This is a genomic window from Marinobacter sp. MBR-105 (assembly GCF_053628895.1).
Map to the genome: position 1 here is coordinate 96485 of NZ_JBRJHG010000012.1, position 12857 is coordinate 109341.

Annotated in this window: 8 protein-coding genes; 7 read left to right on the forward strand and 1 reads right to left on the reverse strand. The window is 57.6% G+C overall.

From position 1 onward, the window contains the following. Positions 1-108: 108 nt before the first annotated feature. From aroK to ACSSVV_RS14575, 7 genes are all read left to right on the forward strand, one after another. The gene (gene aroK, locus ACSSVV_RS14545) at positions 109-699 is read left to right on the forward strand and encodes a shikimate kinase AroK (RefSeq protein WP_454106446.1); all 591 of its coding nucleotides are present in this window, start codon (positions 109-111) and stop codon (positions 697-699) included. Then, the gene (gene aroB / locus ACSSVV_RS14550; RefSeq protein WP_454106447.1) at positions 668-1765 is read left to right on the forward strand and encodes a 3-dehydroquinate synthase; all 1098 of its coding nucleotides are present in this window, start codon (positions 668-670) and stop codon (positions 1763-1765) included. Before aroK ends, aroB begins: the two co-directional genes overlap by 32 nt. Before the next feature lie 32 nt (positions 1766-1797). Then, on the forward strand, positions 1798-3273 hold the full coding sequence (locus ACSSVV_RS14555) for an AAA family ATPase (RefSeq protein WP_454106448.1): 1476 nt from the start codon (positions 1798-1800) through the stop codon (positions 3271-3273). A 171-nt stretch (positions 3274-3444) separates the two neighbouring features. After that, complete coding sequence (gene gltB, locus ACSSVV_RS14560; RefSeq protein WP_454106449.1) at positions 3445-7893, forward strand: glutamate synthase large subunit; 4449 nt, start codon at positions 3445-3447, stop codon at positions 7891-7893. A gap of 76 nt (positions 7894-7969) precedes the next feature. Next, a complete protein-coding gene (locus ACSSVV_RS14565) occupies positions 7970-9388 on the forward strand; it encodes an FAD-dependent oxidoreductase (protein WP_011784353.1) in 1419 nt (472 codons plus the stop codon). Between the two features lie 128 nt (positions 9389-9516). Then, a complete protein-coding gene (gene hemE / locus ACSSVV_RS14570; protein ID WP_454106450.1) occupies positions 9517-10587 on the forward strand; it encodes a uroporphyrinogen decarboxylase in 1071 nt (356 codons plus the stop codon). A gap of 308 nt (positions 10588-10895) precedes the next feature. Beyond that, complete coding sequence (locus tag ACSSVV_RS14575) at positions 10896-11264, forward strand: PilZ domain-containing protein (protein ID WP_022992193.1); 369 nt, start codon at positions 10896-10898, stop codon at positions 11262-11264. A 176-nt stretch (positions 11265-11440) separates the two neighbouring features. Here ACSSVV_RS14575 and radA read toward each other — a convergent pair whose 3' ends face one another. Further along, on the reverse strand, positions 11441-12817 hold the full coding sequence (gene radA / locus ACSSVV_RS14580; RefSeq protein WP_222447282.1) for a DNA repair protein RadA: 1377 nt from the start codon (positions 12815-12817) through the stop codon (positions 11441-11443). Positions 12818-12857 lie beyond the last annotated feature (40 nt).

Genomic DNA, 12857 nt, shown 5'->3' on the forward strand with positions numbered 1-12857 from the left:
AACCCCGGCGGTTTTTTTGTTCAGGGGCGGTTAACCCTTTTCGAGCCGCTTATGGATTGCCGGTCCTTGTGCTATTCTCACCCGCCTGAAACCTGTTGAGCGGAAATTATGTCTTTGCCCAAACGTGTTGTTCTGGTTGGGCCCATGGGGGCTGGAAAAAGCACCATTGGCCGGTTGCTGGCCAAGGAGCTCGGCTATCGTTTTCTGGATTCGGACCGGATTATCGAAGAGCGTTGTGGTGCCAATATTCCCTGGATCTTCGATGTTGAAGGTGAGGACGGTTTTCGTCAGCGTGAAACCGCAATGCTTGACGAGTTGTCCAATGAGACGGGCACCGTGCTGGCGACAGGGGGTGGTGCCGTCATGCGTGCTGAAAATCACGGATTGCTGAAAAAGAACGCTGTGGTGGTTTACCTCAAAACGTCTATAGACCAACAGGTTGAGCGCACACGTAAGGACAGGAACCGACCGTTGTTGCAGAACGACGATCCGGAAGGCGTGTTGCGCAGGCTGTTTGCGATTCGGGACCCGCTCTATACCGAGTTGGCGGATATCGTTATGTTTACCGATCGTAAAAGCCCCCGTCTTGTGGTTCGGCAACTGGTGAACCGAATCAATCCTAAAACGCCCCGCCACAGAAGACAGCGGCGGAAAGAGGGCAGGCATAATGCACAAGGTACTTCGAGAACTGAAGGTTGAGCTCGGGGAGCGCAGCTATCCGATCATTATCGGGCAGGGGTTGCTGGGCTCGTTTGACCTGACACCCTGGGTGGCGGGCCAGCAGGTCATGATCGTAACTAACGATACCGTTGGCCCCCTGTATCTTGACAAGGTTAAAGGCTGTTTTCCCGGCAAGGTCATTGACGTAGTGACCTTGCCCGATGGAGAACAGTTCAAGGATTGGCAGACGCTCAACCTCATTTTCGACGCGCTTCTGGAAAAACGACATACCCGCAAAACGACACTCGTTGCCCTGGGCGGCGGTGTTGTGGGCGATATGGCGGGTTTCGCGGCAGCCTGTTACCAGCGCGGCGTTCCCTTCATTCAGGTCCCGACCACGCTGCTTTCCCAGGTTGACTCCTCTGTCGGGGGGAAAACAGGGATCAACCACCCGCTTGGCAAAAACATGATTGGAGCCTTTCATCAGCCGCAGGCGGTGCTGATCGACACCGACAGCTTGCAAACACTCCCGGAGAGGGAGGTGTCGGCAGGTCTGGCGGAGGTGATCAAGTATGGTTTGATTCGGGATGAATCGTTTCTAACCTGGCTTGAGGCATCGATGGAGAGCCTGTTGCGGCTGGATGCGGAGGCATTGGGTGAAGCTATCTATCGTTCCTGTGTATGCAAGGCAGAGGTTGTTGCGCTCGACGAACGAGAGGGTGGGTTACGTGCAATCCTCAATCTTGGCCATACCTTCGGCCATGCCATCGAGACCTTCGCCGGCTACGGCAATTGGTTGCACGGCGAAGCCGTGGGTACAGGTATGATGATGGCCGCTGATCTTTCAGTGAGAGAAGGACTGATCTCTGCGGATGACCGGGCCCGGGCTGTTGCTCTGATTCGGCGGGCCCGCTTGCCCGAGCAGGCACCGGATGATATGACACCTGAAGACTTCATGAGCTTGATGTCGGTAGACAAGAAGAATGTGGATGGTCGGCTGCGGTTGGTTCTCCTGAAAGCGATAGGCGATGCCTTTATTACCGAGAATGCCTCTGCCGGGAACATTCGTGATACCTTGAGGACATTCCTGCCGCAGGCAGGCTGATGGGCTCTGAGTTTCAGAAACAGGGACGGCGTGTGACTCAAGAATCCTTGAATAGTACCGACGGAGGGGGGCTTTTCCCCCGGCTCCAGCAGCGATACGGTCTTCGAGACAATCCTCTCGAGATGGAAACGCCGTTTTTTCCGGATGCCATGCGTCAGCATGCTTTGGAGACGTTGCGCCATCTTTGTGGCTTCGGGGATATGGTGCTGGTGCTGACCGGTGCGCCGGGGGCTGGTAAGACCCGAGTGTTGGCAGAGTTGGTGCGCAGCGAGTCCTCAAGGCTTGATTTTCATCGAATTCCCGCATCGGCGCTTACCAGCCGCCAGGCCCTCGCGCGTTACCTGAAACAGCTGGCGAAATCCGGGATACCGGCAGACTCTGAGGCCAGAGAGGCGGTTTATCGTTATTTCCGCTGGTCTGAATCCGGCATCCGCCGAGGTCACCGGCAAGTGCTGCTGATTGACGATGCAGAACGGGTTGAGTCGGATGTTCTGAATCTTCTGGTAGCAGGCTTTGTGGCATCGGAACGGTCGGTTTCTGCCGTTCCGATTATGGCCGGCACCGAGCAGGTTTGGAGCCAGTTGGAAGATCGTCCTGATTCCGCCTATGCGCATCACCTGAACCTGCCTCCGTTAAGCCGCGAAGACATCAAGGCATATCTCGAACCCAGGGTTCACAGGGCGGGTGGTTCTCAGTCTGAGTTGCTGTCGACCTCTCGGCTGAAAAAGCTTGAGGTGTTGAGTCAGGGCAGCTTTGGTCGACTCAAGCGTGTTGCGCCGGGTGTTTGGCTGGACATGGTTCCGTCGTCGGCAACGTCCTCCTCAAAAGCTGGTTTTACGGTTGCGCATTTGCGGTGGCCTGCGCTGGGGCTGCTATTGCTGGCGGCATCCTGGTGGTTTGTTTCCCAGCAATACGAGAGCACGGTTCAGCGACAGGCTGGCGCCGAGGTTGAGCCTGAGCCAGTCCGTAAGAGCATTACCATTGGTCCGGGTGCTGAGGAGCCTGAACCGGAAATAGCGCCTTTGATTGCGCCTGCGGACGAGGGTGTGTTTCGCGTTCCGGGCGAGACCAATGCTACTGCAGATTTGACACAGCCTCTGCCTGAAACAGAGATTGTCCCAGAGCCAGAGCCAGAGCCAGAGCCAGAGCCAGAGCCAGAGCCAGAGCCAGAGCCAGAGCCAGAGCCAGAGCCAGAGCCAGAGCCAGAGCCAGAGTTTGTGCCAGACAATCCCGTTAAGTTTGTGGCGCTTGAGCAGTTGCGTCAGCGTAAGGGTTGGACGCTGCAGCTTGTTGCAGGCAATCAGGAACAAACGGTGTTGAATGTACTGCGTCGAGCGCCCGAAGATGCGAATTTGAGTTACACCAAGGGTGAGCGCCAAGGCTTACCTTGGTTTATGCTGGTTTATGGTCAATACTCTAGCCGAGAAGAGGCCGGGGCGGCGGCGGCTAGTCTGCCCGACGTGCTGAGAATCTCGAATCCTTGGGCTCGACCCTACGAGGATTATTGATTTTCGCACTATTCTGGTGCGTTTTAGGCCCCAAACTACGAAAAAAATTGTATACGTAGTTTCACGTGTGTAAAATCCCTTCCCCCTTTTTTTCGGTGCCAGCGCATTTTCTGCACTTTTTTGGTGCAAGGGTGTTGCTGGCGGGAAGCATTTACACGTGAGAGAACGCTTATGACAACAGGCTTGTATCATCCTGATGAATTCAGGGACAACTGCGGTTTTGGCCTGATTGCCCACATGAAGGGCGAAGCGAGCCATAAGCTGTTGCAGACAGCCATTGAATCTCTGACCTGCATGACCCACCGGGGCGGTATTGCCGCCGATGGTAAGACCGGTGATGGTTGTGGTCTGCTTATTCAGAGCCCCAAGGCCTTCCTCTACAAAGCTGCTCAGGCAGCCTTCGGCAAAAAACCTGGCGACTTGTTTGCAGTTGGCCAGGTTTTTTTGGCTAAGGACGACGCAAAAGCTTCTGCTGGTCGGGCCGCTATAGAAAAAAGGCTTACGGATCAGGGCCTTGAGATTATGGGGTGGCGGGAAGTGCCCGTCGATGACAGTTGCCTTGGCCCCATGGCTCTGGATTGTCTGCCGCGCATCGAACAGGTATTTGTAGAGCCCGGCGGCAAGGAAGAAAAAGAATTTGCGATCAGTCTGTTCGTCGGGCGCCGCCATGCTGAACGAGATATGGCGGAAGACCCGGAATTCTATATCTGCAGTCTTTCCCATAAGACGTTGGCCTACAAAGGCCTGATGATGCCCGCGGATCTGGCCAACTTCTACAAAGACCTTGGCGATCCTGATCTGCAGACGGCCATCTGCGTTTTCCACCAGCGCTTTTCCACCAATACCATGCCGCGATGGCCGCTGGCGCAGCCGTTCCGGTTCCTCGCCCATAATGGTGAGATAAACACTATCGATGGCAACCGTAACTGGGCTATCGCCCGCGCGGCCAAGTTCAGCTCACCGGATCTGCCGGATCTGCAGACCCTGCAGCCGCTGGTTAACCTGACAGGGTCGGACTCCTCCAGCATGGACAACATGCTGGAAGTACTGCTGGCGGGTGGTGTTGACCTGTTCCGGGCGGTGCGAATGATGATTCCGCCGGCCTGGCAGAATGTCGATACCATGGATTCTGAACTGCGGGCCTTCTACGAATACAACTCCATGCACATGGAGCCCTGGGATGGCCCTGCTGGCCTCGTGATGTCAGATGGCCGTTATGCGCTGTGTATGCTGGATCGCAATGGTCTGCGTCCCGCGCGCTGGGTGATTACCAAGGACGATTTCATCACCCTGGCCTCGGAAGTGGGTACCTACAGCTACTCACCGGACGATGTGGTCGCCAAGGGGCGTGTTGGTCCGGGCCAGATGCTGGCCATCGATACCGAATCCGGCGAGGTCCTGCATACCGGGGATATTGACCAGCGGCTCAAAAAAGCCCAGCCCTACAAGCGCTGGCTCAAGGACAATGCTCTGCGAGTCGAGACCACGCTGAATCAGGCGACTCCGGAATTCAAGCTGATGGAATCCGATGAGCTTCTGGTTCACCAGAAGATGTTCAACATTTCGTTTGAAGAGCGGGATCAGGTCTTGCGTCCGTTGGCCGAGAGCGCCCAGGAAGCGGTCGGTTCCATGGGCGACGATACCCCGATGGCGGTTCTGTCCAGCAAGGTGCGCCATGTGGCGGATTACTTCCGTCAGAAGTTTGCGCAGGTCACCAACCCGCCCATTGATCCGCTCCGTGAGACCATCGTCATGTCTCTGGAGACTTGTCTGGGCGCGGAACAGAACGTTTTCGAAGAGTCTCCAGAGCACGCTAACCGGATTATCCTGACCACGCCGGTGCTGTCGCCGGCCAAATTCCTGAAGATCAGCAATAACGATCGCCCGGGATTTGAGGTGGCAAAAATCGCCCTGAGCTATCGTCCTGAAGAGGGCTTGGAGCAGGCGGTTCGTCGGGTATGCGACGAAGCTGAAAAGGTCGTCCGTGATGGCAAGGTGCTGCTGATTCTCAGCGATAAGGACCTGGCTCAGGGCGATCTCCCCATCAATGCCCTGATGGCCACCGGCGCTGTGCACCATCACCTGGTGGCCAAAGGTCTGCGCTGTGATTCCAACATCATCGTTGAGACCGGCTGGGCTCGGGATCCGCATCACTTTGCGGTGCTGTTCGGATTTGGTGCCACGGCGGTCTACCCGTACCTGGCGTACCAGATCCTGAACGATCTGATTCGTACCGGCGAAATGCTGATGGATCCGATCGAAGCCAAGAACAATTACCGCAAGGGCATTAACAAAGGCTTGCTGAAGATCCTGTCGAAGATGGGTATCTCCACCATTACCTCCTATCGCGGTGCGCAACTGTTTGAAGCCATTGGTCTTGCCGACAATGTGGTTGACCTGTGTTTCAAAGGCGTGCCGAGCCGGATTCAGGGCGCCGACTTCTTCGATTTCCAGCAGGATCAGGAGCAGTTGGCCGCGGTTGCCTGGAAGCCCCGTAAGCCGATTTCCCAGGGCGGGCTGCTCAAGTACGTGCATGGCCAGGAATACCACGCCTTCAACCCGGATGTGGTGGGCAAACTCCAGGATGCCGTGATCAGTGGCGACTATGGGACCTACAAGGAATATGCCGGTCTGGTCAATGAGCGCCCGGTAGCCACGTTGCGCGACCTGCTGGTGTTCCGTGAGGGCATCCAGTCAATTGACCTGAGCGACGTTGAGCCAGTGGAGAATATTTTCCCGCGCTTTGACTCTGCGGCTATGTCTCTGGGTGCCCTGTCTCCGGAGGCGCACGAGGCTCTGGCCGTGGCCATGAACACGCTGGGTGGTCGTTCCAACTCCGGTGAGGGCGGCGAAGACCCGGCTCGTCACGGCACTAACAAGCGTTCCAAGATCAAACAGGTGGCTTCCGGTCGTTTCGGTGTGACCGCTGAGTACCTGCGTAGCGCCGATGTTATGCAGATCAAGGTGGCTCAGGGTGCCAAGCCGGGTGAAGGCGGCCAGTTGCCGGGCGGTAAGGTGAATGACCTGATCGCGCGCCTGCGTTACTCGGTGCCGGGTGTCACCCTGATTTCGCCACCGCCGCACCACGACATCTACTCCATTGAAGATTTGGCGCAGCTGATCTTCGACCTGAAACAGGTGAACCCGGAGGCGCTGGTGTCCGTCAAGCTGGTATCAGAGCCCGGGGTGGGCACGATTGCCGCGGGCGTTGCCAAGGCTTATGCCGACCTGATTACGGTTTCCGGTTATGACGGCGGTACCGCAGCCAGTCCGCTGACCTCAATCCGCTACGCAGGCTCCCCCTGGGAGCTGGGCCTGACGGAAACCCAGCAGGCGCTACGCGCCAATGATCTGCGAGGCAAGATTCGCCTGCAGACCGACGGCGGCATCAAGACTGGTCTGGACGTGGTGAAAGCCGCGATTCTGGGCGCGGAGAGCTTTGGCTTCGGTACCACTCCGATGGTGGCGTTGGGTTGTAAATACCTGCGGATCTGCCACCTGAATAACTGTGCGACGGGTGTCGCGACACAGAACGACTATCTGCGCGAAGAGCACTTCAAGGGCACCGTGGAAATGGCCATGAACTTCTTCCGCTTTGTGGCGGAGGAAACTCGCGAATGGCTGGCGAAGCTGGGTGTGCGTTCTCTGGAAGAGTTGGTCGGCCGTGTTGACCTGCTGGAGCGTCTGCCGGGTAATACCGAGCGCCAGAAGAAGCTGGATCTGACCCGTCTGCTGCAGAATGACCACATTCCGGCTGACAAGCCGCACACCTGTCAGATTGAACGCAACAAGCCCTTCGATGAAGGTAAGCTGGCGGAGCAGATGGTGCAGGACACCGCTGCTGCCATCGCCGAGAAGTCCGGCGGTGCCTGGAGTTACCGGGTGACTAACTGTGACCGTTCCATTGGTGCACGCCTGTCTGGCGAGATTGCCGCCCGTTACGGCAATCAGGGCATGACCGATGCGCCCATCACTCTGGACCTGACCGGCACCGCTGGCCAGAGTTTCGGTGTCTGGAACGTCGGTGGTCTGAACCTGATTCTGGAGGGTGATGCTAACGACTACGTAGGTAAAGGCATGACCGGCGGTAAGCTGGTCGTCAAGCCGCCCCGTGGTAGTGATTTCGAGACCCAGGAAACCTCCATTGTCGGTAACACCTGTCTGTATGGCGCAACTGGTGGCAAGCTGTTTGCGGCCGGCACCGCCGGTGAGCGCTTTGCGGTTCGTAACTCCGGCGCCCATGCCGTGGTTGAAGGTGCTGGCGATCACTGCTGCGAATACATGACGGGTGGTCTGGTCACCGTGCTGGGGTCCACCGGCTACAACTTCGGTGCCGGCATGACCGGCGGGTTCGCCTATGTGCTGGACCTGGACAACACCTTTGTGGACAAATACAACCATGAACTGGTTGAGATCCAGCGTATTTCCCGTGAAGACATGGAAGCCTACCGGAACCACCTGCGTGGCGTGATCCGGGAGCACATCTCCGAAACCGGAAGTGCCTGGGCAGAGCACCTACTTGAAGATTTCGACGATTACATCGGCCGTTTCTGGCTGGTCAAGCCCAAGGCCGCGAACCTTCGCAGCCTGCTGGCAAGCACCCGCGCCCGTCCGGAATAACGGGCAGGTCCAACAAGGTTGATGGGTCGCACTCCGGTGCGGCCCCCGTCGAAATCGAGCTGATGAGAGTGGCAACATGAAAGAACGTCTCAACAATGACTTTCAGTTTGTGGAAGTTGGGCGGGTAGACCCGAAGAAGGTGCCTGCCAAGAAGCGCAAAAAGGAATTCGGGGAAATCTATCACCCGTTCAGCGAAACCCATGCGGCCTCCCAGTCCCATCGCTGCCTGGCGTGTGGTAACCCGTACTGTGAATGGAAGTGCCCGGTACACAACTATATTCCGAACTGGCTGAAGCTGGTGTCGGAGGGCAACATCATGAAGGCGGTGGAACTGTGCCACCAGACCAACTCCCTGCCGGAAGTCTGTGGTCGTGTGTGCCCGCAGGACCGCCTGTGTGAAGGTGCCTGCACCCTGAATGACGGCTACGGCGCGGTTACCATCGGTTCTGTTGAGAAGTACATTACCGACACCGCATTTGCGCTGGGCTGGAAACCGGATATGTCCAATGTCACCTGGACTGACAAGAAGGTGGCTGTGATTGGCGCTGGCCCCGCAGGGCTTGGTTGTGCTGATGTTCTGGTGCGCAACGGCGTCAAGCCTGTGGTGTTTGATCGTTACCCGGAGATCGGTGGCCTGCTGACCTTCGGTATTCCTGAGTTCAAGCTGGAAAAATCCGTCATGTCCCGCCGCCGCAAGGTGTTCGAGGAAATGGGCGTGGAGTTCCGTCTGAGTACCGAGGTGGGTAAAGACGTTCAGTTGAACAAGATCCTGGAAGAGTTCGATGCCGTCTTTATGGGCATGGGTACCTACACCTACATGAAAGGTGGGTTCCCCGGTGAGGAGCTGCCGGGTGTCTATGACGCCCTGCCGTTCCTGATTTCGAATGTTAACCGTCGCCTGGGTTTCGAGAAAAAGGAATCTGACTTCATCGATATGAAAGGCAAGCGTGTTGTGGTGCTGGGTGGTGGTGACACCGCTATGGACTGTAACCGGACTTCCATTCGCCAGCAGGCCGAGAGCGTGACCTGTGCCTATCGCCGCGATGAGGCCAACATGCCTGGCTCCCGTCGGGAAGTGGCCAACGCGAAAGAGGAGGGCGTCAAGTTCCTGTTCAACCGTCAGCCCATCGCCATCATCGGTGAAGACCGCGTTGAGGGTGTAAAGGTAGTCACCACGGAGCTGGGTGAGCCGGACGAAAACGGCCGTCGTCGTCCGGAAGTGGTTCCGGGCAGTGAGGAAGTGATTCCGGCTGATGCCGTGCTGGTAGCGTTCGGCTTCCGCCCGAGCCCAGCACCCTGGTTTGAAGAGCTGGGCGTGAACACGGACGACTCCGGTCGGGTGACTGCGGCAGAAGAAGCCGAGTTTCCGTTCCAGACCAGCAATGCCAAGATTTTCGCTGGTGGCGACATGGTGCGTGGCTCGGATCTGGTGGTTACCGCAATCTGGGAAGGACGTCAGGCGGCCGAAGGCATCCTGGACTACCTGGACGTTTAACGCTGGATTGACCAGAGTCAGAAAGGGCGGCTTGCTAAGGGTAAGCCGCCCTTTTTTATTCGTGCAAACGGGGTATCATTGCTCCCCATTGTCTCTGACCATTTTTACCGACGAGAACGGGAAACTCTATGACCGAGCTGAAGAACGATCGCTTCCTGCGCGCCCTGATGCGCCAGCCTGTAGACCGCACCCCGGTGTGGATGATGCGCCAGGCAGGCCGTTACCTGCCGGAATACCGCGCAACCCGGGCCAAGGCCGGCGACTTCCTCAGTTTGTGCAAAAACACCCCGCTGGCCTGTGAGGTTACCCTGCAGCCGCTGGAGCGTTACCCCCTGGATGCCGCCATCCTGTTTTCTGACATTCTGACCATTCCCGATGCTCTAGGGCTGGGGCTCTATTTCGAAACTGGCGAAGGCCCGAAATTCCGTAAGGTGATTCGTTCGGAAGCAGATGTGGATGCCCTGCCCAGGATGAATGCCGAGTCTGACCTGGACTACGTGATGAATGCGGTGTCTACCATTCGCCGGGAGCTGAATGGCCGCGTGCCGCTGATCGGTTTCTCTGGCAGTCCCTGGACTCTGGCCACCTACATGATTGAAGGTGGATCTTCCAAGACCTTCTCGGAAGCCAAGAAGTTGATGTACGGTCAGCCGGAGGTGATGCATCGTCTGGTGGACCATCTGGCGGATTCGGTCATTGACTACCTCAATGGCCAGATCAAGGCCGGCGCCCAGGCTGTGCAGATTTTTGATACCTGGGGTGGTGTGTTGAGTAGCTGGGCCTATGAAGAGTTTTCCCTGCGCTACATGAAGAAGATTGTTGATGGTCTGATTCGTGAGAGCGAAGGTCGCCGTGTGCCGGTGATTGTTTTCACCAAGAACGGTGGTCAGTGGCTGGAGTCTATCGCTGATTGTGGCGCCGATGCTGTGGGGCTGGACTGGACGACGGACATCGGCAACGCCCGTGCCCGCGTGGGCGACAAGGTGGCCCTGCAGGGCAACATGGACCCGGCCATGCTGTATGCGCCGAAGGCGCGCATTCGCCAGGAGGTGGCGGATATCCTGAAGCGCTATGGTTCTGGCTCGGGGCATGTGTTCAACCTTGGGCATGGGATTACGCCGGATGTGGACCCAGAGCATGCCGGGGCGTTCATTGAGGCGGTTGTTGAGCTTAGTGGGCAGTATCACCAGCGAAGCTAAACTAGGAGATTGCCGTCATTTGTAGCCTGCGAGCTTGGTGCTTGCGGGCTGGTGGAACGGCCTCCGAAAAACCGCTACGAGCACTTCCCTGTGCGCTTCTCTCCGGCCATCCATGGCCTCCGACATTTTTCGGAGGCCGTTCCACCAGCCCGCTAATCAACCCTCTGGAAGTATCCTCTCTAGAATGGATGCAGCGTTTTCGGACGGTGGCTTCTCTCGCTGTGGTTGCTGGAGGTTCTTTGCTGTACTCCCTTTTGTGCCCGGTCTATAGTCATAGAAAGCAATGACTTTTGATCCGGAGCATTCCCTTGTCTGCTAAAACCTCAGAAAAACGCCGGTTTCACCGAATCAGTTTCGATGCCCCCTGTGAGCTGCATTGTCAGGACCAGGTGTGGTCAACGGAGGTGTTGGATATTTCCCTGAAGGGCGTTCTCGTTCAGCGGCCAGAAGGATGGAAGGTTCCTCTGAACAAGCCCTGTGAAGTGGTGATTCACCTGAATGAGCATGAAGCTGCGATTGTAATGGCGGTGGAGTTGAAGCATGTGGAGGATCATCGGCTGGGATTTCGCTGCCAGTACGTTGATCTGGACAGTGCAACGCACCTGAAGCGTTTGGTGGAGCTGAATCTCGGGGATCAGGCGCTTTTGGAGAGAGAGTTTGCGCATCTGATTGACTGAGGTCGTCGTTGGCGATTACTACGAAAGTTGCCGGGGCGTGGCAGAGGGACACCTCAAAAAATGTCGGAGGCCATGGATGGCCGGAGAGAAGCGCACATGGATGTGCTCGTAGCGGTTTTTTGAGGTGTCCCTCTGCCGCGCGCCTTGCACCGGATTTTGCAGGCTAGGGGCCTGGCTCAAAGCTCCTCAAGAGCCGAAAGAGCATCCGAAAGCTTGGTCACCGGAATCACCTTCATGCCATCAACGGGCTTACGTGGAACATTGGCCTTCGGCACCAAGGCCCGGGTGAAACCGTGCTTGGCCGCCTCGTAGATACGCTCCTGGCCACTCGGTACCGGCCGGATCTCCCCAGACAAGCCAACTTCGCCAAAAATCACCAGATCCTGCGGCAGCGCCCGATTCCGGAATGACGAAACCACAGCTGACAGCAAAGCAAGATCCGCACTGGTTTCGTTGACCTTCACACCGGCCACCACATTCACAAACACATCCTGATCGGCCACATGCATGCCGCCATGGCGGTGCAGCACGGCCAGAAGCATCGCTAAGCGGTTCTGGTCAGTCCCTACCGCTACCCGTCTCGGGTAGCTCCCCTGGGCCATGTCCACGAGGGCCTGAATCTCCACCAGCATCGGCCGAGTGCCTTCCCAGACGACCATCACTACGCTGCCCGGCGCCGCTTCCTCGCCTCGATTCAGGAAGATGGCGCTGGGGTTTTTTACTTCCTTCAGACCTTGTTCCAGCATGGCGAACACGCCCAACTCATTAACCGCGCCGAAGCGGTTCTTGATGCCGCGCAGGGTTCGGTAGCGGCTGTCGCTGGAGCCCTCCAGCAGGATCGAGCAGTCAATCATGTGTTCGAGCACCTTCGGCCCCGCCAGGCTGCCATCTTTGGTGACGTGCCCCACCAGCAAGAGGATGGTGCCGGTTTGCTTGGCAAAGCGGGTCAGAAAGGCGGCGCTTTCCCGAACCTGGGATACCGAGCCAGGGGCGGATTCAATGTCCGCCACATGCATTACCTGGATACTGTCGATTACCAGAATGCGGGGTTTCTCCGCTTCCGCCACCTGCATCAGGCGTTCTACGGAGGTTTCCGAGAGCATTTTCAGGTCTTTGGTGGGCAAGCCCAGCCGCTTGGCGCGCATGGCCACCTGTTGTAGGGATTCTTCACCGGTGACGTACAGCGCTGAGTGTTTCTCGGCCAGTTGGCAAACCGCCTGCAGTAGCAGGGTACTTTTGCCCGCGCCGGGGTGGCCGCCCATCAACACGGCTGACCCTTCCACCAGGCCACCACCCAGCACACGGTCAAACTCCTGCATGCCGGTGCTGATGCGTGCCTGTTCTGCCAGGCTGACCTCGTCCAGGCTTTTTACCTCTGACAGGCTGCCGGCATAACCCTCAAAGCGGGCGCTGCGAGCGCCCTTGCCTGGGCCGGAAATGCCGCGTACTTCGCTGATGGTGTTCCAGGCCTGGCAGGCCGTACATTGGCCTTGCCACTTGGAATAGTCGGCGCCGCACTCGGTGCAGACAAAGGCGGTTTTGGCTTTGGCCATGGGCATGGTTCCGTGTTGGGCAGATCGGGGAGGGCAAGCG